At 72.5% G+C, this 24,334-nt stretch carries 24 protein-coding genes and 5 tRNA genes; 14 read left to right on the forward strand and 15 right to left on the reverse strand.

All coding sequences use genetic code 11. The features are described 5' to 3' along the window. Nucleotides 1-357 precede the first annotated feature (357 nt). The 5 genes from ACIBST_RS25340 to ACIBST_RS25360 form a co-directional block, all read right to left on the reverse strand. A tRNA-Val gene (locus ACIBST_RS25340) sits at nt 358-429 on the reverse strand. Between the two features lie 19 nt (nt 430-448). Then, nucleotides 449-520, reverse strand: a tRNA-Gly gene (locus tag ACIBST_RS25345). A gap of 48 nt (nt 521-568) precedes the next feature. Further along, nucleotides 569-639 (reverse strand) — tRNA-Cys (locus ACIBST_RS25350). A gap of 15 nt (nt 640-654) precedes the next feature. Further along, nucleotides 655-726 (reverse strand) — tRNA-Gly (locus ACIBST_RS25355). Nucleotides 727-816: 90 nt separating this feature from the next. Beyond that, nucleotides 817-2,997, reverse strand: coding sequence for an N-acetylmuramoyl-L-alanine amidase (locus ACIBST_RS25360; RefSeq protein ID WP_397175087.1), 2,181 nt, complete (start codon nt 2,995-2,997; stop codon nt 817-819). Between the two features lie 211 nt (nt 2,998-3,208). Here ACIBST_RS25360 and ACIBST_RS25365 point away from each other — a divergent pair, with 211 nt between their 5' ends. The 6 genes from ACIBST_RS25365 to ACIBST_RS25390 all read left to right on the forward strand — a co-directional run bounded on the left by ACIBST_RS25365 (nt 3,209) and on the right by ACIBST_RS25390 (nt 8,698). Continuing rightward, the gene (locus tag ACIBST_RS25365; protein WP_358285425.1) at nt 3,209-3,496 is read left to right on the forward strand and encodes a hypothetical protein; all 288 of its coding nucleotides are present in this window, start codon (nt 3,209-3,211) and stop codon (nt 3,494-3,496) included. A gap of 13 nt (nt 3,497-3,509) precedes the next feature. Continuing rightward, complete coding sequence (gene glmS, locus ACIBST_RS25370) at nt 3,510-5,330, forward strand: glutamine--fructose-6-phosphate transaminase (isomerizing) (RefSeq protein WP_387664761.1); 1,821 nt, start codon at nt 3,510-3,512, stop codon at nt 5,328-5,330. Between the two features lie 61 nt (nt 5,331-5,391). After that, a complete protein-coding gene (locus tag ACIBST_RS25375; RefSeq protein ID WP_397175089.1) occupies nt 5,392-6,165 on the forward strand; it encodes an SAM-dependent methyltransferase in 774 nt (257 codons plus the stop codon). 109 nt (nt 6,166-6,274) lie between these two features. Beyond that, complete coding sequence (locus ACIBST_RS25380; RefSeq protein WP_397175090.1) at nt 6,275-7,225, forward strand: Bug family tripartite tricarboxylate transporter substrate binding protein; 951 nt, start codon at nt 6,275-6,277, stop codon at nt 7,223-7,225. Between the two features lie 86 nt (nt 7,226-7,311). Further along, on the forward strand, nt 7,312-8,400 hold the full coding sequence (locus tag ACIBST_RS25385) for a mechanosensitive ion channel family protein (RefSeq protein WP_397175091.1): 1,089 nt from the start codon (nt 7,312-7,314) through the stop codon (nt 8,398-8,400). 222 nt (nt 8,401-8,622) lie between these two features. Further along, a tRNA-Pro gene (locus ACIBST_RS25390) sits at nt 8,623-8,698 on the forward strand. A gap of 126 nt (nt 8,699-8,824) precedes the next feature. Here the strand turns inward: ACIBST_RS25390 and ACIBST_RS25395 are convergent. Continuing rightward, nucleotides 8,825-10,177: an amidase gene (locus ACIBST_RS25395; protein ID WP_397175092.1), complete on the reverse strand. Its 1,353-nt coding sequence runs from the start codon at nt 10,175-10,177 to the stop codon at nt 8,825-8,827. 252 nt (nt 10,178-10,429) lie between these two features. On the opposite strand from ACIBST_RS25395, the gene ACIBST_RS25400 reads away from it, so the two are divergent. Beyond that, complete coding sequence (locus ACIBST_RS25400; protein WP_397175094.1) at nt 10,430-10,729, forward strand: hypothetical protein; 300 nt, start codon at nt 10,430-10,432, stop codon at nt 10,727-10,729. A 219-nt stretch (nt 10,730-10,948) separates the two neighbouring features. Here ACIBST_RS25400 and glgC read toward each other — a convergent pair whose 3' ends face one another. Further along, nucleotides 10,949-12,184: a glucose-1-phosphate adenylyltransferase gene (gene glgC / locus ACIBST_RS25405; RefSeq protein WP_352329862.1), complete on the reverse strand. Its 1,236-nt coding sequence runs from the start codon at nt 12,182-12,184 to the stop codon at nt 10,949-10,951. 235 nt (nt 12,185-12,419) lie between these two features. Here glgC and glgA point away from each other — a divergent pair, with 235 nt between their 5' ends. Both glgA and ACIBST_RS25415 read left to right on the forward strand, forming a co-directional pair. Further along, complete coding sequence (gene glgA, locus ACIBST_RS25410; protein WP_397175096.1) at nt 12,420-13,595, forward strand: glycogen synthase; 1,176 nt, start codon at nt 12,420-12,422, stop codon at nt 13,593-13,595. A 4-nt stretch (nt 13,596-13,599) separates the two neighbouring features. Continuing rightward, nucleotides 13,600-13,968 carry a hypothetical protein gene (locus ACIBST_RS25415; RefSeq protein WP_397175097.1) on the forward strand — a complete coding sequence of 123 codons (369 nt, stop codon included), beginning with the start codon at nt 13,600-13,602 and terminating at the stop codon, nt 13,966-13,968. A gap of 68 nt (nt 13,969-14,036) precedes the next feature. On the opposite strand, the gene ACIBST_RS25420 is transcribed toward ACIBST_RS25415, so the two are convergent. The 3 genes from ACIBST_RS25420 to ACIBST_RS25430 all read right to left on the reverse strand — a co-directional run bounded on the left by ACIBST_RS25420 (nt 14,037) and on the right by ACIBST_RS25430 (nt 15,820). Next, nucleotides 14,037-15,188: a hypothetical protein gene (locus tag ACIBST_RS25420; protein ID WP_397175099.1), complete on the reverse strand. Its 1,152-nt coding sequence runs from the start codon at nt 15,186-15,188 to the stop codon at nt 14,037-14,039. A gap of 66 nt (nt 15,189-15,254) precedes the next feature. Continuing rightward, complete coding sequence (locus ACIBST_RS25425; protein WP_357964379.1) at nt 15,255-15,623, reverse strand: PH domain-containing protein; 369 nt, start codon at nt 15,621-15,623, stop codon at nt 15,255-15,257. 44 nt (nt 15,624-15,667) lie between these two features. Beyond that, nucleotides 15,668-15,820: a hypothetical protein gene (locus tag ACIBST_RS25430; protein ID WP_397175101.1), complete on the reverse strand. Its 153-nt coding sequence runs from the start codon at nt 15,818-15,820 to the stop codon at nt 15,668-15,670. Nucleotides 15,821-15,904: 84 nt separating this feature from the next. Between ACIBST_RS25430 and ACIBST_RS25435 the strand changes: the two genes are divergently transcribed. Then, nucleotides 15,905-16,855 (forward strand): LysR family transcriptional regulator, encoded by a 951-nt coding sequence (locus tag ACIBST_RS25435; protein ID WP_397175102.1) that lies wholly within the window; start codon nt 15,905-15,907, stop codon nt 16,853-16,855. A 3-nt stretch (nt 16,856-16,858) separates the two neighbouring features. Here the strand turns inward: ACIBST_RS25435 and ACIBST_RS25440 are convergent, their stop codons facing one another. The 4 genes from ACIBST_RS25440 to ACIBST_RS25455 form a co-directional block, all read right to left on the reverse strand. Next, nucleotides 16,859-17,263 (reverse strand): nitroreductase family deazaflavin-dependent oxidoreductase, encoded by a 405-nt coding sequence (locus tag ACIBST_RS25440; RefSeq protein WP_397175104.1) that lies wholly within the window; start codon nt 17,261-17,263, stop codon nt 16,859-16,861. A 30-nt stretch (nt 17,264-17,293) separates the two neighbouring features. Continuing rightward, entirely contained in the window at nt 17,294-17,725 is a 432-nt protein-coding gene (locus ACIBST_RS25445; protein WP_397175105.1) for a hypothetical protein, read from the reverse strand. A 141-nt stretch (nt 17,726-17,866) separates the two neighbouring features. After that, nucleotides 17,867-18,415 carry a GNAT family N-acetyltransferase gene (locus tag ACIBST_RS25450; RefSeq protein ID WP_397175106.1) on the reverse strand — a complete coding sequence of 183 codons (549 nt, stop codon included), beginning with the start codon at nt 18,413-18,415 and terminating at the stop codon, nt 17,867-17,869. A 41-nt stretch (nt 18,416-18,456) separates the two neighbouring features. Then, on the reverse strand, nt 18,457-19,164 hold the full coding sequence (locus ACIBST_RS25455) for a sirohydrochlorin chelatase (RefSeq protein ID WP_397175108.1): 708 nt from the start codon (nt 19,162-19,164) through the stop codon (nt 18,457-18,459). Between the two features lie 255 nt (nt 19,165-19,419). On the opposite strand from ACIBST_RS25455, the gene ACIBST_RS25460 reads away from it, so the two are divergent. Next, complete coding sequence (locus ACIBST_RS25460) at nt 19,420-20,718, forward strand: MFS transporter (protein ID WP_397175109.1); 1,299 nt, start codon at nt 19,420-19,422, stop codon at nt 20,716-20,718. A gap of 102 nt (nt 20,719-20,820) precedes the next feature. Here the strand turns inward: ACIBST_RS25460 and ACIBST_RS25465 are convergent, their stop codons facing one another. After that, nucleotides 20,821-22,152, reverse strand: a complete 1,332-nt coding sequence (locus ACIBST_RS25465; RefSeq protein WP_397175111.1) for an MFS transporter — start codon at nt 22,150-22,152, stop codon at nt 20,821-20,823. An 82-nt stretch (nt 22,153-22,234) separates the two neighbouring features. Here ACIBST_RS25465 and ACIBST_RS25470 point away from each other — a divergent pair, with 82 nt between their 5' ends. The 3 genes from ACIBST_RS25470 to ACIBST_RS25480 all read left to right on the forward strand — a co-directional run bounded on the left by ACIBST_RS25470 (nt 22,235) and on the right by ACIBST_RS25480 (nt 24,326). After that, complete coding sequence (locus tag ACIBST_RS25470; RefSeq protein WP_397175453.1) at nt 22,235-22,924, forward strand: GntR family transcriptional regulator; 690 nt, start codon at nt 22,235-22,237, stop codon at nt 22,922-22,924. Between the two features lie 9 nt (nt 22,925-22,933). Continuing rightward, nucleotides 22,934-23,296 carry a DUF2203 domain-containing protein gene (locus tag ACIBST_RS25475; protein WP_352361155.1) on the forward strand — a complete coding sequence of 121 codons (363 nt, stop codon included), beginning with the start codon at nt 22,934-22,936 and terminating at the stop codon, nt 23,294-23,296. Between the two features lie 73 nt (nt 23,297-23,369). Continuing rightward, complete coding sequence (locus ACIBST_RS25480; protein ID WP_397175113.1) at nt 23,370-24,326, forward strand: hypothetical protein; 957 nt, start codon at nt 23,370-23,372, stop codon at nt 24,324-24,326. The last annotated feature ends 8 nt before the right edge of the window (nt 24,327-24,334 follow it).

The raw sequence follows: 24,334 nt of genomic DNA on the forward strand, positions 1-24,334 counted from the left end.
TGTGTCCGCTGGGGGTGAGAGTGTGGAGCCGCGGGCGGGCTTGGCCACAAGGCGGGGCTCGGCCTCGGACACAGAGAAACCTCAGTGGTTCGACGTGTGTCCGCTGGGGGTGAGAGTGTGGAGCCGCGGGCGGGCTTGGCCACAAGGCGGGGCTCGGCCTCGGACACAGAGAAACCTCAGTGGTTCGACGGGCGGCCGCCTGGGGGTAAGCGTGTGGAGTAGCGGGCGCGTTTGGCTGCGGTGGGGCTCGGTCTCGGAAACAGAGAAGCCCCAGACGTTCGGCGTTGGCCGGTTGCTGGGGCTTGACCGCTGTCCGGACCGGGCCGAAACCCGGGTCTGACTCCCGAAAAGCGTGGGTGGACGATACTGGGATTGAACCAGTGACCTCTTCCGTGTCAGGGAAGCGCTCTCCCGCTGAGCTAATCGTCCTTGTTGAGTTGTCACTCAGAGCGGAAGACGGGATTCGAACCCGCGACCCTCACCTTGGCAAGGTGATGCTCTACCACTGAGCCACTTCCGCATGGCGCACTTAACTTTACCGGACCCAGGAGAGTCCGTTGTACCACCGAGGTGGAGACGGGATTTGAACCCGTGTAGACGGCTTTGCAGGCCGCTGCCTCGCCTCTCGGCCACTCCACCAGGAGTTTGACTCCGAGCGGAAGACGGGATTCGAACCCGCGACCCTCACCTTGGCAAGGTGATGCTCTACCACTGAGCCACTTCCGCGTGAATCCCCCGCGAACTCGCGGGGCCACGGGAAAACCATATCGTCTTCGCGGAGTGCCCGTGCGCAGCCCGAGCCCAGTGGGGCGAAATTCAGCGGATGACGCGCACATCCTTGGCCTGGACGAACATGACACGATGCCCGAGCTGGATCTGGTGGTACCGGACGGACCCCGTGACCCGCACGTGCCTGGCCGGGTTGAAGGCGCCGGCCGAGTAGAAGGAGCCGGTGACCGTGCCGCCCAGCGAGTACGACTGTCCCGGCCCGATCCGGTACTGCAGCGGCGTCAGCGGCTGGACCCCGCCGCCGTGGTACGCCGACCGCTCCGGGTAGGCGCGGCCGTACACCTTGGTGCCCGCGGCCAGCGGCGTGACCAGCGGGCCCTTCGCCGGGACGGCCGTGGGGGCGGCGGACGGGTTGAAGAACCAGGCCCGCTGCCCCAGGTACCAGATCGCCGTCCAGTCGCCCTGCCGTCCGGCCACCGCGAACCGCTGCCCGGTGGAGGCGCGGGCGCTGTGGTCGTAGACGCTGTACGTGCTCGGCTTGCCGGGGTGCTTGCCCGCGTCGGTGACCAGCGGGGCGCTCTCGCTCGGCCGGGTGTGCAGCCACACGCTGGCCGCGCCGTGCTCCGGGCACCGGCGGCCGGGCTTGGTGCTGGCGCAGCCGGTGTAGTACGGCCGGTTGTCGTCGTAGGACGGCCGGATGATCACCGACGAGCCCGTCCCGTCGCCCTTGATCGGGTGGTTCATCAGCTCGAAGTAGTGGGCCCAGTCCCAGTAGGGGCCGGGGTCCTCGTGCATGCCGGCGACCGCCTGCGCCGTGGCGCCCGGCACGTTGTCGTGTCCGAGGATGTGGGCGCGGTCGAGCGGGATGCCGTACCGGCCGGCGAGGTAGCGCACCAGCCGGGCCGACGACCGGTACATCGCCTCGGTGTACCAGGAGCCCCTGGCCAGGTAGCCCTCGTGCTCGATGCCGATCGAGCGGGCGTTGAAGTCCCAGTTGCCGGCGTGCCAGGCGATGTCCTTCGTCGGGACGTGCTGGGCGACGTGCCCGTCCCGGGAGCGGATCGTGTAGTGCCAGCTCACGTACCTCGGGTTGCCGATCATCGACGGGATGCCCTGGTAGCCGCCCTCGGTGTCGTGGATGACGATGTAGTCGACCTGGCGGCGGCCCTCGACCCGGTCGTGGTTGCCGTAGCCGCGGTCCTTCTTCCTTCCGTACCTCTTGTACGCGGCCGGCATCCACTCGCACCTGAGGCTGCTCGGGCACTCGGCGGAGGAGTCGGCGGAGGAGTCGGCGGCGGTCAGCGGCTGCTCGTCCGCGGGCACGTCCCAGTCGGACTCGTCGGCCGACTCCGAGTCGTCGTCGCCCTCGGGCTCCATGTCGGAGAAGAAGAACGGGTCGTCGTCCTCGTCGGAGTCGTCGCCGGCCGCGCTCTTCGCCGGGGCCGCGGGCGGTCGCAGGCCGGGCACGGCGTCCAGGCGCACGTTGAAGCCGTCGTCCGTGCGCCGCGCGACGCCCTCGCGTATCACCGCGAACACCTCGTCGGCGAACGAGCGCGCGGCGAGCGGGTCGCGGGTGCCCGAGTAGCGGGCGACGGCCGCGTACCAGTCGGCCGGGTCGGGGCTGGGACGGCGCTGGTAGGAGGCGAGCAGGGCGGCGCCGCCCCTGATGTTGGCGCGCGGGTCCGCGCGCAGCGCCCGCGGCGCGACCCCGGCCAGCCGCCCGGCCACGGCGAGCGTCGCATCCGGCACAGCATCCGGCACCGCATCCGGCACCGCGGCCGCCGACGTGCCGCCCCCCGCCATCAACCGCGCCGCCGACCGGGCTGCCGACCGGGCTGCCGACTGCGAGGCCGACCGGGGGGCCGGCTGGCTGGCCGGCCGCATCGCCGATCGGGGCAGTGGGCGGCTGTCGTCGCCTCTGGCGTCGCCCGGCGCGAAGCCCTCCGCGACCGGGCCCGCCTGCCCGGCGGGCACGACGTCCACCAGGTGCATCGGGCCGTACCCGCCCGCCGTGCTGGGACGGCCGCCGTTGGCGTCCCACCGCGACTCCAGGTACGACACCCCGAGCAGCACGCTCACCGGCACCCCGAACTCCGCCGCGGCGGCCGCGAAGTCGGCCTGCCGCCCCTGCTCCCGGACGCCCGCGCCGACCGCGCCGACCGCGCCGCCCGTGACGCCCATGCCGCCCGGGACGGCGGGGCCGCCGACGACGGCGCACACACCGGCGGACAAGCTGCTGGCCAGGACGGCGGCAAGCCGAAGCTGCATGACATCTCCCCACGGAACGGCACTCCACGATCACCGTCCGTAACCATTCCCAGAAAGGGATGTGTCAGACGGGTCGGATGATACGGATGAGAATCGCGGGATCCGTCCCGCGACCCCCTCGACCGGCCGCAGGGGAGAAGTGGTAGCGCTATGGAGTTAAATCCTGCCCGATTCCGGGCAGGATGTTGGCGTGTCTCGCTCCAGATGCGTAATGTCCTCGTCTGTGTCCACGGCGCGGCATCCCTACGAAGACCTCATCGCCCATCTCACCCGGACGAGCGCGCTCGGCCCAGGAGAGGCGGCCCGCGTGGTCGCCGACGTGCTGTCGTACTTCTCCGAGCCGGTCGAGGAGTTCGTACGCCGCCGTCACGGCGAGCTCAAGGCCCGCGGCCTGACCAACGACGAGATCTTCCCCCGGATCGCCGCCGAGTTACCCGCACGCCGGGTAGCGGCACCAGAGCTGTCGCTGCGGCAGCTCCGCAGGATCGTCTACGGATAAAGAGGAGACCTCGATGTGCGGAATCGTGGCCTACGTGGGCCCCAAGGACGCGGCGCCCATCCTGCTGGAAGGGCTGCAGCGGCTTGAGTACCGGGGCTACGACTCCGCCGGGGTCGTGGTGTCGAACAAGGGACTCAAGGTACGCAAGGTCAAGGGCCGGGTCGCCGACCTGGCCAAGGTCGTGCCGGTGCGGTTCAAGGGCAACCATGGCATCGGCCACACCCGCTGGGCCACCCACGGCGTGCCCAGCGACGAGAACGCCCACCCGCACCTGTCGGCCGACCAGCGCATCGCCGTCGTGCACAACGGCATCATCGAGAACGCCGGCGAGCTGCGCGCCAAGCTGGAGGCCGACGGCGTCACGTTCCTGTCCGAGACCGACACCGAGGTCCTGGCCCACCTGATCGCCCGCGCCGCCGACGAGAACGACTCCCTGGAGGAGGCGGTCAGGAAGACGCTCAAGAACATCGTCGGCACGTACGGCATCGCGGTGATCGACGCCGAGCGGCCGGGCGAGGTGGTCGTGGCGCGCAACGGCAGCCCGATCGTGCTCGGCATCGGCGAGAAGGAGATGTTCGCCGCCTCCGACGTCGCCGCCCTGGTCCGCTACACCCGCCAGGTCGTGCACCTGGAGGACGGCGAGCTGGCCGTGCTCAAGGCCGACGGCTTCCACACCTTCGCCAGCGACGCCCGCGAGACCGCCAAGGAGCCGCTGACCGTCGACTGGGACGCCGGCCACTACGACACCGGCGGTTACGAGCACTACCTGCTCAAGGAGATCTCCGAGCAGCCCGAGACGATGACCCGCACGATGAGCGGCCGCCTCGACGAGCGCTTCCACGTCGCCCACCTCGGCGGCCTGAACATGGACGCCCGCGAGACGCGCTCGTTCCGCCGGGTGAAGATCATCGGCTGCGGGTCGGCGTACTACTCCGGGCAGATCGGCGCGCAGCTCATCGAGGAGCTGGCGCGCATCCCGGCCGACGCCGAGCCGGCCAGCGAGTTCCGCTACCGCAACCCCGTCGTGGACCCCGACACCCTCTACGTCGCGATCAGCCAGTCGGGCGAGACCTACGACACGCTGGCCGCCGTCCAGGAGCTCAAGCGCAAGGGCGGCCGGGTGATCGGCATCGTCAACGCCGTGGGCAGCGCCATCGCCCGCGAGGTCGACGGCGGCATCTACCTGCACGCCGGGCCCGAGGTGTCGGTCGCCTCGACCAAGGCGTTCACCTCGACCTCGGTCGCCTTCGCGCTGCTCGCGCTGCACCTGGGCCGGGTGCGCGACCTGTCGCCGGCCGACGGGCGGCGCATCGTGGAGGGACTGCGCCGGCTGCCCGGCCAGATCGAGGAGATCCTCGCCCAGGGCGACAAGATCGCCGAGCTGGCGCAGAAGTACGCCAAGCACCCGAGCATGATGTTCGTCGGCCGGGTCAGGGGCTACCCGGTGGCCCGCGAGGGCGCGCAGAAGCTCAAGGAGATCTCGTACGTGCACGCCGAGGCGTACCCGGCCAGCGAGCTCAAGCACGGCCCGCTCGCGCTGATCGGCCCGGACATGCCGACGGTCGCGATCGTCCCCGACGACGAGCTGCTGGACAAGAACCTCACCACGCTCGGCGAGATCCGCGCCCGCGGCGGCCAGGTGCTCATGGTCGGCCATCGCGAGCCCGACGCCAAGCTGGCCGACGACGTGATCGTGATCCCGAAGAACGAGATCGAGCTCGACCCGATGCTGCTGACGATCCCGCTCCAGCTGCTGGCCTACCACGCGGCGGTCGCCCTCGGCAGGGACGTGGACAAGCCTCGCAATCTCGCCAAGAGCGTGACTGTGGAATAAATTCAGCCACAATCCTCGCAGGGTAGTGTTATCCGGCTGCGCACCACATAAATTCATTACTGTGCGGCAGTTCGACCCCCACACTCCGAATCTCGCACGCATGTACGACTACATGCTCGGCGGGACGGACAACTTCGCGGTCGACCGCCTGGCGATCGACCAGCTCGCCGAGCTGGTCCCGGAGGCGGTCCCGCTGGCCCGCGCGAACCGGGCCTTCCTCCAGCGTGCCGTGCGCTACGTCGCCGCCGCGGGGATCACCCAGTTCATCGACCTGGGCAGCGGGCTGCCGACGCAGGGCAGCGTGCACGAGGTCGCACCGGCGGCCAGGGTCGTCTACGTCGACGACGACCCGGTCGTCGCCGCGCACGCCAGGGCCCTGCTCGCCGGGGCGGACCGGGCCGCCTTCCTCGAGGCCGACCTGCTCGACCACGAGGAGGTGCTGGCCCGCGCGGGCCGGTTCCTGGACCTGTCGCGGCCGGTCGCGATCGTGCTGGTGTCGATCCTGCACTTCCTGCCCGACGCGGCCGACCCGCAGGGCGCGGTGGCGGCGCTGCGTGAGGCGGTCGCGCCCGGCAGCCGTCTGGTGATCTCGCACGCCACCTCGATGGGACGCCTGTCGGAGGAGGAGAGCCCGCGCAGGGGCCGCCGTGGCTCGTCCGGCTCGGGCGGGGCCGACCGCAGCCCGGCCGAGATCCGCGCGTTCTTCGGCGGCTTCGCGCTCGACCCGCCCGGCCTGGTGCAGGCCGTGGACTGGCGGCCGGACCGGCCCAAGCTGGTGGGCGACTGGTCGTTGCCGTCGTCCCTGATGGCCGGGGTGGCCACGAAGCAGGACTGACGCCGGTAAAGGCCGAAATTTCGGTCAACCGTATCCCGATGTGTAACAGCGAGTGAACTGTCAATAACTTCAGGTAATGACGGTACTCGCGAAGGTCGGGGGAGGGCGGATGCGCCGTCGGCGGTTCTTGGCATGGACGCTGGGCGCGGCGGCGTGCGCGGCCGGATGCGGGACGGAGCACGTCGCCGGCGGCCCCGCCGGCGCGCGGGGCCGGTTCTCGATCGTCGCGGGCGGGGACCGCTGGGCCCGGGTCGGTGAGGCGTTCGCCGCCGCCGCGCGCGCCTCGGGCGTCGGCGCGTCGCCCACCGGCACCCGGATCACCGTGACCGGCCTGCCCGCCCTGGCGGCCTCCGAGCTGAACAACGGGCAGACGCTGCTCGACACCACCACCCCGCTGTCCAGGCTCACCGGCGACGTCGAGGTCGTCGTCGTGCCCGCCAACTCCAAGTTCGCCGACTTCGACGACTTCGGCGCCCACCTGCGGGCCGACCCGAGCGGGACGGTGCTGGCCGGCGGACCGCAGGGCGAGCCCGACCACCTGCTGTTCGGCCTCATCGCCAAGGGGCTCGGCGCCGACACCAGGCAGATGGACTACACCGGCTACCCCAGCAGCCACGAGGCCGTCCCGGCGCTGCTCGGCGGCAAGGCGGCGGCCGCGGCGGGCCTGCTCGGCGACTGGCGCGCGGCCATCGACGGCGGCCGGGTCAGGGCCCTGGCCGTCTCCTGCGCCCGCCGGGTGCCGGGGCTCGACGTGCCGACCCTGCTGGAGTCGGGCGTACGGGTGGACTTCGCGGACTGGGCCGCGGCCGTCGGGCCCGAGGACATGCCGGAGGCCGGCAGGGAGTCGGCCGTGCGCATGTGCGACGAGGTGACCTCCTCGGCCTCGTGGCGGCGGGCGTGCCGGAAGGCGGGCTGGATCTCGATCCCGCTCAGCGGGGACGACTTCCGGCTCTGGCTGACCTCCGAGGTCGAGCGCACCCAGGCCGTGCTGCGCGATCTCGGGCTGCTGGCCAGCACGAGGGCCACGACGTGCTGGGGGAGTTGCGGCAACGGCCACTAGCGAAACGGTGTGTCCGTGCGTATGGAGCGGCGCTTGAGGGCAATGTGACCTTGAAGCGACGTTCTACAACATAGGGGGCGCGAAGCGTGCAGTCGCCGGCAGCATGGCCGATCCTCGTCATCTCGGTGGTCGGAGCGGTGCTCCTGGTGGAGGTGGTCCGCCGGGTGCTGATCCGGGTCGGACGAAAATGGGCTCTGGCCCGCCACCTGGTCGAGCACTGCACGTGGCCGGCGTTCTGCGTGGCCGCCACGGTGGCCTGCAACCTGGTCTTCGCCCCCGGCATCTTCGGCGACACGCCCGACGAGCGCGGCCTGGCCCAGTCGGTCGACCGCGTCATCGGCCTGGTCACCATCGGCACGGTGACCTGGCTGATCATCCAGGCGACGTACGCGCTGACGGACGTCGTGCTCGACCGGCTGGTGCTCGTCGAGGGCGAGCGCAACCGCCGGGCGCGGCGGATCAGGACGCAGATCGCGCTGGTGCGCCGCATCGCCGCCGCCGTCATCATCGTGATCGCGCTCGGCGCCATGCTGTTCTCCTTCCCGCAGGTGCGGGCGCTCGGCGCCGGGCTGCTGGCCTCGGCCGGCATCGCCGGCGCCATCGTCGGCATCGCGGCCCAGCCGACCATCGGCAACATGCTGGCCGGGCTGCAACTGGCCTTCAGCGACGCGCTGCGGCTGGACGACGTGGTCGTGGTGGAGGAGGAGTGGGGCAGGATCGAGGAGCTCACGCTCACGTACGTGGTGCTGCGCCTGTGGGACGAGCGGCGGCTGGTGCTGCCCGTCTCCTACTTCACCCAGAACCCGTTCGAGAACTGGACCAGGCACGGCAGCCGGGTGCTCGCCGTGGTGTTCCTGCGGGTCGACTGGGCGGTGCCGGTGCCCAAACTGCGCGACGCCCTGTACGAGTTCCTCCAGGGCAACCCGCTGTGGGACCAGAAGGACTGGACGCTCCAGGTCACCGACGTGCTGCCCAACGGCCTGGTCGAGCTGCGCGCCCTGATGAGCGCCGCCGACTCGCCCTCCTCCTGGGACCTGAAGTGCGATGTCCGCGAATTCCTCGTCAATTTCGTCCGCGACAACTACCCGGACGCCCTTCCCCGGTTCCGCGTCGAGGCCCCGGAAACGCGCGCCGGGGTGGCCTGGACCAACGACCAGGATCGCGACCGGCGATAAATACGTGGCATTTCCGGCGGCCCCCGGTCTACCGTTGATCTCGTTGCTGAACGACATTCACGGAAACGACGAGAAAGGCGGCGGCCATGTGCGGACCCCGACCCTCCAGGCCGTCCGGCAACCGGCCTGAGCTGCGGCCAAGGCTTCCCCGGTGATTCCGCGGAGAATCGACCAGGAAAGCCGTCCCGGGCCTCCGCCGGGGCGGCTTCGTTGATTTCATGACCGAGTGTGGGGCAGTTTGGTCAGCCCGCCTGCCTTGGGAGCAGGAGCACCGCAGGTTCGAATCCTGCCACTCGGACGTACGGCCCTGAAAGAAAAGGGCCGTGGGCTTCGGCCTGGCCGACGGGAATGGCGCCCCCCGGCCGGACACGAGCCGCCGTCCCCGGGTCCGGCCTGCGCCGGGCCGGCCCGGGGCCCACCTTCCTCAGCCGCCCGGCGAGCCGGCCACCCGGAACAGCAGCTCCTCCCGGCCCGGCCGGCAGACGAGCTGCAGCCCGACCGGCAGGCCGTCCACCGAGCCGGCCGGCACGGTCAGCGCGGGCAGGCCGAGCACGTTCCACGGGCTGGTCAGGGCCAGCAGCGCGGCCCGGACGGCGACGGCCCGCCCGTCCAGCTCGGTCTGGCGCTGCTCCAGCGGCGGCGCGACGAGCGGCACGGCCGGCAGCGCCAGCACGTCGTGGTCGTCGAACAGCGAATCGGCCGCGGCGGCCAGCGCGGGCCGCTCGTCCAGGGCCTTGACGTAGGCCCAGGCGGGCAGGTCCATGGCCGCGCGCAGCCGGTCGAGCACCTCGGGGTCGAACAGCTCGGGCGCCCTGGCCATCCGGTCGGCGTGCACGGCGGACGCCTCCGCGCCCTGCACCGTCGCGTACGTCTCCCGCAGCTCCTCGGCCAGCTCCCCGGGCAGCCTGACCTCTCCCGGCCCCGCGCCCGCCGCCGCCCGTGCCGCCGCGTGCGCCGCCGCCACGACGCGCGGATCGCAGGGCGACAGGACGGCGGGGTCGAGCCACCCCACCCGCACCGGCGCCGCCTCACCGGCACCGCCACGGGCGGGCGGCGGCCCGCCGGTCGCGAGCTGCCGGTAGGCGATCAGGCAGTCCAGCGCGCCGGCGGCCAGCACGCCGACGTGGTCGAACGTCCGGGACAGCGGGAACACCCCGGCGGTCGGGATCGCGTCGTAGGCGGGCTTGAACCCGGCGATCCCGCACAGAGCGGCCGGGATGCGCACCGACCCGCCCGTGTCGGTGCCGATCGCCAGCGGCACCATGCCCGCCGCCACGGCCGCCGCGCTGCCGCCGCTCGACCCGCCGGACATGCGCCCGGGGTCGCGCGGGTTGCGCGAGGGGCCGTTGGCCGAGCGGTCGCCGGTGGGGCCGTACGCGAACTCGTGGGTCGTGGTCTTGCCCACGATCACCGCTCCGGCCTCGCGCAGCAGCCTCACGCAGGCGGCGTCGGACCCGGCGACGTGGCCGGCGAAGTGCCGCGACCCCATCGTGCAGGGCAGGCCCGCGACGTCGATGAGGTCCTTCACGGCGACCGGCACGCCGTGCAGCGGGCCGCGGTCGGCGCCCGCGGCCAGCTCCTGGTCCGCCCGCCGGGCGGCGGCCGCCGCGCCCACCGGGTCCACGGTGACGAAGGCGCCGAGCGCAGGATCCAGGGTGACGGCCGCGTCGAGCGCCAGCCGGGCCAGCTCGGCGGCGGTGGTCCGGCCGGCGCGCAGGTCACGGGCCAGGTCGGTGACGGAGCGGCCGGTGAAGGGGCCGGGCGGTGTGGGCGGCATGAGGTCCTCTCCGGACGGTTCACGGCGACCCCGCCGTGAACGGACGGGCGTGCGGAGCAGACTACGCGTCCCCGGCCCGCAGGCCGGCGTTCCCGGGGCGTGGCGGGGCTTCCTGAGTGGCCGGAGAAGGCCGGACTTCGCCGGGGTGGCACCGGAAAGCGCCCAGTCCTTTCCTGGCGTGGCGTTACACGGCGGTACGGAGGTGATTACGTACAGTGATCAGCGATGTCACTTCGTGATCCAGGGGGAACCATGAAAGCCAACCTCATCGTGGCCGGCGGCTTCGCCGTCGCCGCGCTGTTCGGCATGGCGGGCACGGCCAGCGCCAACGTCCACCACGAGAAGTGCGACCTGAGCACGTCCGACGACTCGACCGCGCTCCGCATCACGCCGTGGGGCGTGTCCGCCGGACACCGTGACGCCGAAGCCTGTGAGCACCACAGGGACTACGGGCGTCCCTACGACGGCTACAACTGGGGTTACTGGGGCGGTCGCGGCTACTGGCCCGGCGCCTGGGCGTACGGCGGCATGGGCGCCGGCGTCGGCATCTGAGGTCGCATACCTGAGCCCGGGCCGCGCCGTGCGTGGCCCGGGATCCTGCGTTGCCGGGCGCCCGCGGCGCCCGGCCGTTCCCGCCCCCCGCTGCCGTCCGGCCGAGCCCCGGACCGCCCGCCCACGCGATGAGCACACTCGCGTGCCGCCGGAGCCGATCCGGCCCGCCGCCGCCCGGCCCGCGGCCGGCCCCGGGCGGGGGACCGGCCCGCCCGGCCCCTAACGGTCGACGATCTCGTTCTTGCCGATGACCACGACCCCGCCGCGGGTCAGCGCGAAGCGGGTGCGGTCGTAGTCGAGGTCGAAGCCGATGCGCGCGCCGTCGGGGATCACCACGTTCTTGTCGATGATCGCCTTGCGCACGATCGCGCCCCGGCCCACCTTGACGTTCTCCATCAGCACGGAGTCCTCCACCAGCGAGTGCGAGTGGAGCACGACCTTCGGCGACAGGATCGAGCGCATCGCCATGCCGCCCGAGACGATCACGCCGGGGGAGACCAGCGAGTCGATCGCCCGGCCCACCCGGTCGCCGTCGTTGTGCACGAACTTGGCCGGGGGCAGCGGGTCGTGCCCGGTGAAGATCGGCCACTTGTCGTTGTACAGGTTGAAGATCGGGTGGGCGGAGATGAGGTCCATGTGGGCCTCGTAGTAGGCGTCGAGCGTGCCCACGTCGCGCCAGTAGCCGCGGTCGCGCTCGCTGGAGCCGGGCACGATGTTGTTCTTGAAGTCGTAGACGTCCGCGCCGCCGGACTTGACCAGCATCGGGATGATGTTGCCGCCCAGGTCGTGCTTGCTGGTCGGGTCGAGCGCGTCCTCGCGCAGCGCGTCGATCATGGCCTGGGTCTTGAAGACGTAGTTGCCCATCGAGGCGTAGACCTCGTCGGGGGAGTCGGCCAGGCCCACGGCGTCCTTCGGCTTCTCCCTGAAGGCCACGATGCGGCGGCCCTCGGGATCGGTCTCGATCACGCCGAACTGGTCGGCCAGCGACAGCGGCTGGCGGATCGCCGCCACCGTCACGTCCGCGCCCGAGTCCTCGTGCTGCTCGACCATCTGCCGCGGATCCATGCGGTAGATGTGGTCGGCGCCGAACACGATCACGTGCTCGGGCATCTCGTCGTAGATCAGGTTCAGGTTCTGGAACAGCGCGTCCGCAGAACCGGAGAACCAGCGCGGCCCGAGCCGCTGCTGGGCGGGCACGGGCGTCACGTAGTTGCCCAGCATCGCCGACAGCCGCCAGGTACGGGAGACGTGCCTGTCGAGGCTGTGGTTCTTGTACTGGGTCAACACCACGATCTTCAGGAAGCCGCCGTTCGCGAGGTTCGACAGCACGAAGTCGATCAGCCGATACATCCCCCCGAACGGCACCGCCGGTTTGGCCCGATCCGCCGTGAGCGGCATGAGCCTCTTGCCCTCTCCACCTGCCAGCACAACCGCAAGCACCCTCCGGGACCTCATGTCCAGGACGCTACCCGTAAATGGCCGATCTATCGACGAAACCGCGCACTGTGCTGTGCCGCCGTGTCCTGACTTATCCGCGTTGAGCAGGGGCCGGACTTACCGACATTGGGCTGTATCGATGTGTTCCCTATGCTTGCGACGGTTCACAAGTGCGGTGCCGGAGTTGATGGTCGGCGCAAAACATGCCGCTCCCTGGAGGGCGCCGGGCCCGGCGCGTCGTAAGGTCGTGGGCATGCGTGTTGATCTGCTCAGCAGGGAGTACCCGCCGGACGTCTACGGCGGCGCCGGGGTGCACATGGAGTACCTGGCCAGGGAGCTGCGCAAGCTGGCCGACGTCCGGGTGCGCTGCTTCGGAGCCGATCGCGAGGAGCCCGGCGTGTCGGCCTACCGGGTGCCCGGCGGCCTGGAGCGGGCCAACGCCGCTCTCCAGGTGCTCGGCGTCGACCTGGAGATGGCCGCCGCCTGCGAGGGCGCGGACGTCGTCCACTCCCATACCTGGTACGCCAACTTCGCCGGGCATGTCGCCAAGATGCTCCACGGCGTGCCGCACGTCGTCACCACCCACAGCCTGGAGCCGCTGCGCCCGTGGAAGGCCGAGCAGCTCGGCGGCGGCTACACGGTCTCGTCGTGGGCCGAGCGCACCGCGCTGGCCGCCGCCGACGCGGTGATCGCGGTCAGCGAGGGGATGCGCCGCGACGTGCTGGCCGCCTATCCCGAGATCCCGCCCGGCCGGGTCACCGTCATCCACAACGGCATCGACACCGCCCAGTACGCCCCCGACCCCGGCCTCGACGTGCTGAAGAAGCACGGCGTCGACCCCGACCGGCCCTACGTGATCTTCGTCGGCCGCATCACCCGGCAGAAGGGCCTGGTGCACCTCCTGCACGCCGCCCGCGCGTTCGACCCGGCGGCCCAGCTCGTCCTGTGCGCGGGCGCGCCGGACACCCCGGAGATCGCCGAGGAGGTGACCGGGCTGGTGCGCGGCCTCGACCGCGACGGCGTGCTGTGGATCTCGGAGATGCTGCCCAAGCCGGAGGTCATCCAGCTCCTCACGCACGCCTCGGTCTTCGTCTGCCCGTCGGTCTACGAGCCGATGGGCATCGTCAACCTGGAGGCGATGGCCTGCGAGACGCCGGTGGTGGCCACCGCGACCGGCGGCATCCCCGAGGTCGTCGCCGACGGCGAGACGGGCCTGCTGGTGCCGATCGACCAGGGCCCCGACGGCACCCCGCACGACCCCGAGGCGTTCGCCGCCGACCTGGCCGAGCGGGTCAACGCGCTGCTGGCCGACCCGGCGCGGGCGGCCGAGATGGGCCGTGCCGGGCGGGCCAGGGCCGTCGAGCACTTCTCCTGGGAGCGCATCGCCCGGCGCACCCTCGACCTCTACGCCTCGCTGCGCCGCGACTGAACGCATGAGCTGGGACCTGGAGACCCCCGAGGGCGGGCGCCTGGGCGTCAACGCGTGGAATTGGCGTCCGACCCTGGCCCTGCTGGAGGAGGCGCGGGTGCTCGACCCCGAGACCGCGTGCCTGCTCGGCTTCAACGGCTGCGTCGAGCTCACCGGCGCCGACGCGAGCCGCATCGCGGCCTTCCTCGACGACTACCTGGGCGGCCTGCCCGAGCACGGGCGGGTCCTTCTCGACGGCGAGGTGACCGAGGAACCCGACGACCACCGCCTCCACCGCGACGACCCGGCGCTCAACTACTCGGCCACGGCCTCCTGGCTGCGCGCCCTGCGCGACTTCTGCCGGGCGGCCCCGAACGGCTTCACCTGCACCTAGGGGGGCGGTCCGGGGAGAGGGCGGCGGGTCAGCGGGCGCAGCGGGCGGGCCTGGAGGGGGGCGGCGGGTCAGCGGGTGAGCCAGAGGGCGGGCCTGGTCAGGTCGCCCTCGGCGCCCGTCCAGCCCGCCGCGTACACCTCGGTCGTGCCGGGGCGGCGGGCCAGGGCGGTCACCGTGCCGCGCACGGTCGTCGTCGTCCAGCGGCCGGCCGCGTGGTGGTGCAGCCGGGAGCGGGTCGAGTCGAGCACCCACAGGCCCCCACGGCCGTCGGGCTCGGCCTCGGTGAAGGCCGCGCCCTCCGGGCCCCAGCGGCACCGCCAGGCCGAGCCGTCCCAGTGCAGCGCCAGCGGGCGGCGGCGTTCCAGGGGCTCGCCCTGCTCGTCGTACTCGTCGGGCGGGAACCAGGACACGCCGCCGACCACCCACACGTCGTCCGGGCCGAGCACGGCCACGTCGCCGAGCTCCGTCCGGGCCGGCCGCGCGCCCTCGGGCGCGCCCGGCTCGGGCAGGTGCACCGCCTGCCAGGCGACGCCGTTCCAGCGGGCGGCGGGGTCGTGCGCGGTCGCGCCGACCGTCCACACGTCCGCGCCCTCGCCGCCGAGGGCCCGCGCCGGGGCGGGCAGCCGGTACGCGCGCCAGGCCGAGCCGTCCCAGCGCAGCGCGTCGCGCCCGGACACGGCCCACGGGCCGCTCGCGGCGGTGCCGTGCAGGCCGATGGCCGAGGCGCCCTCCTTGAGCGGTGTGGAGGCGCTCACGGCGCCGTCCGCGACGCCGGCGACCAGGCCGGGACGTTCGCCGTCGCCGGTCCCGAAGGCCCACGCCCGCTCGGCCGAGACCGCGCCGACCGCGGCGACCGTCATCCGGGACGGCAGCGCGTACGTGCGCCAGCGCGCGCCGTCCCACTGTTCCAGCCCGCCGGACGTCGTCTCCATCCCGGCGGACGTCTCGCGCTGGACGGAACGCACCGCCCACACCGCCCCGTCGGGGGCCACCGCGAGCCGGTCGAGCGTGCCGTGCCCGTCGCCCGCCGGGACCGTCCGCCACGGCGACCGGACGAGCTCGGCGCGCAGGTCGTCGCCGCCCGGCCGGGGGCAGCGGGCCTGGACCGTGAGGCTCACCGCCGGAGCGGACGGGACGTCCCGCCCGGGAGGCCCGGCGCAGGCCGGGAGCGCCAGCAGCACGCCGAGACCGGCCACGCGGGCACGTACGGAACGCCGCACCTCGCCCCCTTCGTGATCACCCGCAGATTACGCTCATCCTGCCCAGGAGGCCGCGCGTGACGCCGATCAGGTCTGCGAAATGTAGTGGAGGATGACGTTGTGCACGTGGTGGGCCTTGTTGTCGCCGCGGAAGTCCACCTCGTAGGTGTGCGTGCCGACGTGGATGGCGATGGCGCCGGAGGAGAAGAACCCGCCGGCCAGCGACTTGTTGCTCACGACGCTCACCGCCGAGATCTTGGCGTAGGGGATGCTGGTGATCGCGATCCGCTTGCCCACGAACGACTTGTCCTGCACGATCACCCGCCGGTCCGTGAGCCCCAGGAACCCGGTGCCCGCCCCGATCGCGTCGTAGACGGCGATGATCTGCTCGCCGGGGAGCAGGCCGCTCTCAATCTGCTTGAACTGCTCTTTACGGTCGTAGGGGATGTCAGCCATGCCCGGTCAACGAACGGGACGGGTTCCCGCGTTCCGCGCCGGCTTCAGGGCCCCGCCGGATGGGCGGACGGGTCGTGCGGAAGGTCCAGCAGGCAGCCGCACGTGCCGGGCGGCCGCGGCAGCCCGAACAGTGCGCGGACCTGGGCCGGAGCGGGTGGAGCGGGACGCAGCAGGCTTGTCAGGAGACGGCGGATCATGCTCTCCAGCGTCGCGGTGACGCCTGCGCCCGGTCCAACACCGAAAAATCGCGATTGACGCGCTTTTGTGGTTAATGTGGCGTCGTGGATCTGCACCCCCGGCTGCTGCGCGTCTTCGTCGCCGTCGCCGAGGAGCTGCACTTCGGGCGCGCCGCCGCCCGGCTCTTCCTGGCCCAGCAGGCGCTCAGCCGGGACGTGCGCACGCTGGAGACCCGGCTCGGGACGCCGCTGTTCGTCCGGTCCACCCGCCGGGTGGAGCTGACCTCCGCCGGAGCCCGGCTGCTGCCCGGGGCGCGGCGGCTGCTGGCGCTGCACGACGAGGTCGTCGCCGGCGTGCTCGGCGCCGATCGCCCGCTGCTCGTGGACGTCACCATGCACGGCCCCGACCTGCCTGAGCCGCTGGTCAGAGCCAGGGAACTGGCCCCGGGTGCCGAGATGCTGGCCCGTTTCCACGGCGGCCTGGCCGCGGGCGCGGCGGCGATGCTGGACGGACGGCTCGACGTGTCGTTCGGGCGCTTCGCCGGGCTGCCCGCGGACGTGCGCGCCCGGCTGGCCCAGGTCCCGGTGCGCCTGCAACCCCTGTCCGTGCTCCTGCCGGAGGACCACCCGCTGGCGGATCTGGACGCCGTGCCGCTCGCCGCGCTGGCCGCCTTCCCGCTGGACGTCATGGCCGGGAACGCCGGCACGCGGGAGTGGAGCGACCTGGGGGAGCGGCTGGCCGAGGCGTTCGGGCTGCGGCTGGCCCGGCCGCACGCCGCGCCCGAGGGGGCCGCGGAGATGGGGCACTACCTGCGCCGGCATCGCGAACCCGTGCTGGCCGGCGTGGGGATCGGCGGGATCCCGGGCGCGGTGAACAGGCCGCTGGCCGAGCCCGTGCCGCTCGGCCTGCAGAACCTGGTGCACCCCAAGGGCCTGCGGCACCCGGGCCTCGCCGCGCTCCTGGCCGCCGTCGCCGAACTGGGACGGGCCCGCCATTGGCTGCGCCGCCCGCCCGGCTCCTGGCTCCCCGAGGCCGACGAGGCCCTGGTGGCCTGAGAACTAGGTGGTGCGTTCGAGCACGACCACCGGGATGCGGCGGTCGGTCTTCTCCTGGTACTCGTCGTACTGGGGCCAGGTGCGGGTCATCGTCCGCCACATCTCGGGCTTCTCCTCCTCCGAGGCGGTGCGGGCGCGGGCCTTGAACCTGTCGCCCTTGACCTGCACCTCGACGTCGGGATGGGCCAGCAGGTTCTTGTACCACTGGGGGTCGTCGGGGTCGCCGCCCTTGGACGCGACCACGAGGAAGTCGTCGCCGAACCGCTGGTAGATCAGCGGCGTGGTGTACGGCCTGCCGGAGTTACGCCCCTTGGTGGTCAGGAGCAGGACGGTGGTGTTGTTCCAGTCGTGCCCCTCCGCGCCGTCGGTGGCCTGATAGCGCTGCACGTGTTCCTTGCCATAGAGCATGCCTCTGGACTACCCCGCGCGGGGGTGTCCTCACCGTGCCGCGCCGACCAGGTCGGCGGCCCGCCGGCTGTCGAGCGGGAGGGCCGAGTCGGGGGTGCGCTCGCGCACGTCGCGGTCGCGGATCGCGAACACGGCCGGCGCCGCGCCCACGTCGCCGTAGCGCTCGGTCACCGCCGCGCCGATTGCCCGCCGCACGCCGGCCACCACCTCGCGGACGCCGGCCCCGGACGTGACGAGATGGCCGAGCATCCCGGCGAAGCGCAGCTCGTCGTCGGCGGCGGGCCGCTGCGCCGGCAGCACCGGCCGGTCGAGCCAGAACACCTTGCCGGACAGGACCGCCCCGGAGCCGCCCGGGCCGAGCACCCGCGCCGTGCGGGCCAGCAGCTCACCGAACTCGGCCAGGTCCGCGTGCGGCGGGAGGTCGGTGGTGACGAACAGGGGCACGATCAGCGAGTCAGGCATGCGGCTATCCCTCCGTGAGGAGGCTCATCGTAGGACGTGCCACCGACAATTCCGCGGCGCGCCACTCGCCGTCCACCGCCGGCGCCGCTCGCGGCCACTCGTCGTCCACCGTCCGGGCCCGCTCGTCGCCGCTCGCGGCCGCTAGCGTTCGGTCCATTCGTCCTGGATCGCCGCGTGCACGATGGAGTCGCGCCAGCCGTGCGGGGTGTGCACGTGGTGCCGGATCCGTCCCTCCTCGACCATGCCGGCCGTCAGCATGGCGAGCTGGGCGGGCAGGTTGGCCGGCGACCTCGCGCCCCAGACGCGGTGCAGCCCGAGCTGCTTGAAGCCGAACGACAGCAGCAGCCGTACCAGGTCGGTGCCGATGCCGCGGCCCCACTGGTCGGGATGGAGGCCGAAGCCGATCTCGGCGCTGTGGGGCAGGTCGGCGTCGATCTTCAGGCGGGCCACGCCGATCACGTGCCGCCGGTCGGCGTCCACGACGGCCAGCACGTAGAGGCGGCGCGGCTCGGCGGCGGCCGCCTCCATGGCCTGGCCGACCAGGGCGGCGACCTCCTGCACGCTGCGCGGCGCGAACGGCATGTGCTGCGTGGCCGCCGGATCGCCGTAGACGGAGTGCAGCGGGACGACGTCGGCGTCGGTGAGGTCACGAAGTCCGATTCGCTCGCCGATGACCATCACGCGCCGCATGCGCAGAAGGTAACGCGCCTGTAGCGATCTTTACAAGGGTGTCAAGTCGCCAGCTGACTGCCGTAAGCCCGCGCGACAAGTTCGGCGACGGCGCTGTGCGCGCCGAGCGGCTCGGCGTGACCGGCCTCGACGGACGCGGCGGCGCGCTCGACGATCTCGGCGGGGGCCTCGTGACCGATCAGGCAGGGCGCGATGGCCAGCCGCTCGGCCCCGGCGGCGCGCAGGCGCCGGGCGGCGACGTCCACGCCGGGCTCGCTGTCCAGCGAGGCGGCGACGACCGGCAGCGTGAGCCTGGAGGCCAGCAGCACGGCGGTGGCCTGGACGGCGTGCACCGCGCGCTCGCCGCCCACCGTGCCGAGGATGACGGCGTCGACGGGGCTGGAGACGTTGAGCAGGCGGACCCGGTCGGCCCTGGCCAGGCCGCGCTCGGCCAGCCTGATGTGCAGGGCCTCGGCGAGCAGCGGGTGGGGGCCGAGCGCCTCGGTGGCGACCGCGCCGGAGCCGGCCGCCGCGATGGCCTTGCCGATCTCGGCCATGACGACCGGGTCGTCCCAGGTGAGCAGGGGCACCACGACGGCGTCGCGGCCGGCGGGCAGCGAGTCTGCCAGGTCGGCGACGGCGGTCAGCCGCACCTCGATCTGCGGGTTGTCGACCCGCACCACGGCCGCGATCTCTTCGGCCACGCCGCCGGTGCCGCCGGGGGTGGCCAGCACGAGCATGGGCGCGTCCGGCGGCAGGGACGTGGGCACGGGGCGACGGTGCCGGCCGCCGCCGGGCCGGGGGGAACGTTCACGTACAGGCAGGCTCACAGGCGCGCAGTTTATGCCTATTCGCGGGTGGTTGTTCTGTGAATCGGGAGCGATTCCGTCACAACGGGAAGGCTGTGATCGAGATCACATCGTGACCGCCGCCGCCGTTGACGGACACCCCCTTCAGGGGCAACTCTGAGGCCACTAGAAACGCGTTCTAGAGCGACCGTCACACACCGTCCCCGGAGGATGGGAATGAAGCCGTTCTATGTCCGCGAGCTGAGCGTGTACCCGGTCGGTCGCCGGCGGATCTTCCTGCTGGCGATAGCCGTGCTGGCGAGCCTGGTGGCCAACTTCGAGACGACCCTCGCCACGATCCTGCCGCTGCTGATGAAGGACCTGGGCATGTCGCTCACGGTCTACGGCCTGCTCGCCGCGGGATCGGTGCTGATCGGCGGCCTGTCGGCGGGCGTCGGCGGCATCCTGTCCGACCGCTGGGGACGCGTCACGCTCCTGGTCCCCACCCTCACCGTCACGGCGGCCTGCAACTTCCTGCTCGCCACCGTGGACACCGTGGCCGGCCTGTTCTGGGTGCGCTGCCTGATGCTGTTCATCGAGGGCGCCGGGATCACCATCACCGCCTCGCTCGTCCGCGACTTCTCGCCGCGCCTCGGCCGCGCCCAGGCGTTCGCGTTCTGGACGTGGGGGCCGGTCGGGGCGTCCTTCCTGGCCTCGTTCATCGCCGGGTTCACGCTGCCGCTGTTCGACAACGCCTGGCAGTCGCAGGCGATCATCATGGGCGTCGTGTCGCTGGCCATGTGCGCGGTCATCGTCTGGAAGATCGCCGAGCCGTCGGCGGCGCTGCGGGCCCAGGTGCTCGACGCCGAGGAGGCCGTCGCGGCGGAGGAGAAGATCGACGCCGGACGGGTGCGCGAGCTGTTCCGCCATCCCCACCTGTGGGCCCACGTCCTGGGCAACACCGGCTGGCAGGTGCTCTACTGGACGTTCGCGATCTTCGGGCAGACGATCCTCGTGGAGGCGTTCGGCCTGGAGCCCGCGGGGGCCAACCGGGTGGTGGCGCTCGGCATCGTGCTCAACGCGGTGGCCGTGGTCGTCGTCGGCCGGGTGTCGGACCGGCTGCGGCTGCGCAAGCCGTTCACGGCCGCCGGCACCGCGCTGACCGTCCTCACCCTGGCCTACTTCATCAGCATGGTCGGCCCCGGCGTCTCCCCGGGGCACGTCACCGCCGTCTACGCGCTGCTCTTCCTGTTCATGGGCGTCGCGTACGTGCCGTGGATGGCCAACTTCTCCGAGAACGCCGAGGACGTCGAGTCGCGCCTGCAGGGCTCGGCGCTGGGCATCTGGGGCATGGTCGTCCGGGTCATGATCGTGGTGCTGCTGGTCGTCTCGCCCATGGTGGTCTCCGCGGGCGGCTGGGGCACCTGGCTCGCCGTGGCGCTGGCCGGGCAGGTCGTGTTCCTGGCCTCGATGGCGGCGTTCAAGGGCGACTGGCGCAGGCGCCCGCGGGTCGCCGAGCCCGGGACCGCCGTCTGAGACGGCTGAGAGAGACGTCCGGGAAGGACTTCGAGCGGCGCGCGTGGGCGGCGGTGGCAGCCGCCGCCCACGCCTTCGCGGCGTTCCCGTCCTCCCCCGCGCTCAGGCGAAGGGACCCACCTGGCCGGGCAGCCGCCTGGCGGTGCCGCGCTCGCCGGCGGCGAGGTCCAGGTCGCGGGTTTCCGGGGCGATGGCCAAACCTACGGCGGTGACGGCCAGCGCGACAACCACGTACAGGGACACGGCGAGGGTGGTGCCGTACGCGTCGAAGAGCTTCAGCGCGATGATCGGGGCCGGCGCGCCGCCGACGATCCCGGCCACCTGGTAGCCCATGGACGCGCCGCTGTAGCGCAGGCGGGTGCTGAACAGCTCGGCGATGAAGGCGGCCTGCGGGCCGTACATGGCGGCGTGGGCGGCCAGCGCGACCACCGCCGCCAGCACGATCAGCGGGAACGACTTCGTGTCCAGCAGCGGGAAGAACGCGAACACCCACACGGCCGCCGCCAGCACGCCGGCGAAGTAGACCGGCCGCCGGCCCAGCCGGTCCGACAGCGCGCCGAACAGCGGGATCAGGCCGAGCTGCAGCACCGAGCCGATCAGCACCGCGTACAGCGCCACCGACCGCTCCAGCTTCAGCGGCCCGGTGAGGTAGACGATGATGTACGCGGTGAAGGTGTAGAAGGCCACGTCCACCCCGATGCGCGCGGTGAAGGCCGACAGCAGCGCCCGCGGGTGCGTGCGCAGCACCTCGACCAGCGGCATCCGGGCCGTGGCGCCGTGCCTCTCGACGCGGGAGAACAGCGGCGACTCGGCGACCCGCGTCCGCACCCACAGCCCGACGAGCACCAGCGCGCCCGACAGCAGGAACGGCACCCGCCATCCCCACGACTGGAAGGCCGCGTCCGGCAGGGCGAAGGACAGGATCGCGAGCAGGCCGGTGGCCAGCACGTACCCGGCGGGCACGCCGACCTGCGGCCAGCTCGCGTTGAAGCCGCGCCGCCTGCTGTCGCCGTGCTCCAGCGACATGATCACCGCGCCGCCCCACTCGCCGCCGAGCCCGAAGCCCTGGACGAAGCGGAGCACGGCCAGCAGGACGGGCGCGGCCACCCCCACGCTCGCGTAACCGGGCAGCACGCCGATGAGGAACGTCGACAGGCCCATCAGCAGCAGCGTCACGACCAGCACGGTCTTGCGGCCGGCCCGGTCGCCGAAGTGCCCGAACACCACGCCGCCGAGCGGCCTGGCGACGAACGCGACGGCGTTGGTGGTCAGGGCCGCCAGCGTCGCGTTGAGCGGATCGAGCGAGGGGAAGAACAGCTTGCCGAAGATCAGCGTCGCGGCCGTGGTGTAGAGGAAGAAGTCGTACCACTCCAGGGAAGTGCCGACGAGAGCGGCCAGGATCACCCGGCGGGTCTGGTTCGCGGAGCTTGACATCGAAGGCTCCCAGATGGTCGAGGGGATAGTTTCAACGTAAGGATTGTTGAACAATTCGACAAGAGGTTTGCTCCATGATTCCCTGGCGAACGTGGAAGACGTGGTCGCGGACCTCGCCCGGCACCGGTCGAGACTGAGCCGCAGCAGCACGGCCGAGCGCGTGGCCGACATCCTCCGCGACAGCATCATCGAGGGCGCCTTCCCGCCGGGTCAGCGGCTGTCGGAGGAGGCCATCTCCGAGGGGCTCGGCGTCTCGCGCAACACGCTGCGCGAGGCGTTCCGCCTGCTCGGCCACGAACGCCTGCTCGACCACCGGCTCAACCGCGGCGTCTTCGTCCGGCTCCCGTCCGTGGAGGACGTCTCCGACCTCTACACGATGCGGCGGGTGCTGGAAGGGGCGGCCGTCCGGCGCAAGGCGTCGCGGCAGGCGCTGGCGCTCATCGAGGAGGCCGTGCGCGACGCCGAGCGGGCCGCCGCCCAGGGCGACTGGCAGGGCGTGGGCACCGCCAACATCCGCTACCACCAGGCCCTGGTCGGCCTGCACGGCAGCCCCCGGCTCGACGAGGCCATGCGGCAGCTCCTGGCCGAGCTGCGCCTGGTCTTCCACGTGATGGACAACCCGCGCGCCTTCCACGAGCCGTTCATCGACCGCAACCGCGCGCTGCTGGCCCTGCTGGCGGCCGGCCGCGCCGAGGAGGCGGCGGCCTACCTCGACGACTACTTCGACGAGGCCGAACGCCTTCTCATCCACGCCTACCAGCCGAACGGGTAGCGTTTCCACATGGACCGGATCTTCACCCTGGACGAGGCGCGCGCCCTGCTGCCCGGCATCATCGCCGAGGCGCGGGAGATCGTCGCGGGCCGCGCCGACCTGGCCGAGATCGCCTTCGACCGGGAGGCCGCCGGCGGGTCGAGGCTCGGCGGGCTGCCCGAGATCAAGGCGATCGAGGCGCGCATCGAGGAGACGCTGACCCGGTGGAGCGAGCAGGGGATCGAGGTCAAGGGCGTCGCGCCGCTGCTGATCGACTTCCCCTCGGTGCTCGGCGGGGCGTCCGTGCGGCTGTGCTGGATCGAGGGGGAGCCCGAGCTCGCCTGGTACCACCGTACGGATCTGGGCTTCGCCGGGCGGCGCCCGCTGCCCTGAGGCGTGGCCTACATGTGACCAACTCGCCACCGTGCCCATGGGTCTAACCAGGTGAGCGAAAGGATCACCACTCATGAGGCTGTCATCAGCGGCCGCCGCGCTCCTCGCGCCGGCGGTCGCCGGCGGGCTGGGGCTTCCGGCCGCCGCCGCACCCGCTCGCACCGGGCCGCCGCCGCAGGCCCGCGCGGCCTGGGTCACCGCCTGCGAGCTGCCCGTCGAGGGCACGTCCCCCTGCGGCCCCTGGCACCTGCTCCTCCGTGACGGCCGCACCGTCACCGTCGGCGACTCCGCCGTCCGCGCCAAGGACCGCGCTACCTCCCTGTTCGCCCTCAGCGGCGACGGCCGGACCATCGTCTACCAGCGGGCCCGCGACCACCGTCTGGTCGTACGGGCGGCGGCCGGCGGCCCGGTCAGGGAGCTGCCCAGGTCCCTGCGGCCCGGCCCGGACGACGCCCTCCACCTGTCACCGGCCGGCGACCGGGTCCTCGTCGGCCGTCCGGGCCGCGTCGAGGTGCTCACCCTGGCCACCGGCAGGATCACCGGCCTGACCGTCAAGGGCGAACCGGCCGGCTTCAGCGGCGACGGGGACGAGGTGCTCACCACCCGCGACCTGAGCGACGGCACCGAATGGCTCTACTCCTACGGGCTCGACGGCCGCGCGCTGCGGAGCCCGGCCCCCCAGTTCGTCGCCCACGCCGTCACCCTCGCGCTGTCCCCCGACGGGCACACCGTCGCCGCGTTCAGCTCCGGCGGCTCCGGCCGGGGCGGCCCGCCCAGGATGCGCACGTACGACCTGGAGACCGCCCGGCTCTCCGACGGCGTGAACCTGCCCCTCACCGGCGACACCCCGCCCGACCACGCCTGCTGGACCCCTGACGGAAGGCTCGCCGCCTACTCCTACGACAGCAGCACCACGAAGTCGACGGTGGTACGGGTGCTCACCGTCGACCCCGCTTCCGGCCAGGCCCGCCGTAGCGACACCTACAAGGTGGGCCCCGACCCGCACACCATCGTGTTCCCGGGGCAGTGACCATCGTG

This window comes from Nonomuraea sp. NPDC049684 (assembly GCF_044465345.1).
Classification (GTDB): domain Bacteria; phylum Actinomycetota; class Actinomycetes; order Streptosporangiales; family Streptosporangiaceae; genus Nonomuraea.

Excerpts from the sequence above, each read along its gene's own strand:
- ACIBST_RS25360 (WP_397175087.1), bottom strand. The coding sequence starts at position 2,997 with ATGCAGCTTCGGCTTGCCGCCGTCCTGGCCAGCAGCTTGTCCGCCGGT.
- ACIBST_RS25365 (WP_358285425.1), top strand. The coding sequence starts at position 3,209 with ATGTCCTCGTCTGTGTCCACGGCGCGGCATCCCTACGAAGACCTCATC.
- glmS (WP_387664761.1), top strand. The coding sequence starts at position 3,510 with ATGTGCGGAATCGTGGCCTACGTGGGCCCCAAGGACGCGGCGCCCATC.
- ACIBST_RS25380 (WP_397175090.1), top strand. The coding sequence starts at position 6,275 with ATGCGCCGTCGGCGGTTCTTGGCATGGACGCTGGGCGCGGCGGCGTGC.
- ACIBST_RS25395 (WP_397175092.1), bottom strand. The coding sequence starts at position 10,177 with ATGCCGCCCACACCGCCCGGCCCCTTCACCGGCCGCTCCGTCACCGAC.
- ACIBST_RS25400 (WP_397175094.1), top strand. The coding sequence starts at position 10,430 with ATGAAAGCCAACCTCATCGTGGCCGGCGGCTTCGCCGTCGCCGCGCTG.
- glgC (WP_352329862.1), bottom strand. The coding sequence starts at position 12,184 with ATGAGGTCCCGGAGGGTGCTTGCGGTTGTGCTGGCAGGTGGAGAGGGC.
- glgA (WP_397175096.1), top strand. The coding sequence starts at position 12,420 with ATGCGTGTTGATCTGCTCAGCAGGGAGTACCCGCCGGACGTCTACGGC.
- ACIBST_RS25415 (WP_397175097.1), top strand. The coding sequence starts at position 13,600 with ATGAGCTGGGACCTGGAGACCCCCGAGGGCGGGCGCCTGGGCGTCAAC.
- ACIBST_RS25425 (WP_357964379.1), bottom strand. The coding sequence starts at position 15,623 with ATGGCTGACATCCCCTACGACCGTAAAGAGCAGTTCAAGCAGATTGAG.
- ACIBST_RS25430 (WP_397175101.1), bottom strand. The coding sequence starts at position 15,820 with ATGATCCGCCGTCTCCTGACAAGCCTGCTGCGTCCCGCTCCACCCGCT.
- ACIBST_RS25440 (WP_397175104.1), bottom strand. The coding sequence starts at position 17,263 with ATGCTCTATGGCAAGGAACACGTGCAGCGCTATCAGGCCACCGACGGC.
- ACIBST_RS25445 (WP_397175105.1), bottom strand. The coding sequence starts at position 17,725 with ATGCCTGACTCGCTGATCGTGCCCCTGTTCGTCACCACCGACCTCCCG.
- ACIBST_RS25450 (WP_397175106.1), bottom strand. The coding sequence starts at position 18,415 with ATGCGGCGCGTGATGGTCATCGGCGAGCGAATCGGACTTCGTGACCTC.
- ACIBST_RS25460 (WP_397175109.1), top strand. The coding sequence starts at position 19,420 with ATGAAGCCGTTCTATGTCCGCGAGCTGAGCGTGTACCCGGTCGGTCGC.
- ACIBST_RS25465 (WP_397175111.1), bottom strand. The coding sequence starts at position 22,152 with ATGTCAAGCTCCGCGAACCAGACCCGCCGGGTGATCCTGGCCGCTCTC.
- ACIBST_RS25475 (WP_352361155.1), top strand. The coding sequence starts at position 22,934 with ATGGACCGGATCTTCACCCTGGACGAGGCGCGCGCCCTGCTGCCCGGC.
- ACIBST_RS25480 (WP_397175113.1), top strand. The coding sequence starts at position 23,370 with ATGAGGCTGTCATCAGCGGCCGCCGCGCTCCTCGCGCCGGCGGTCGCC.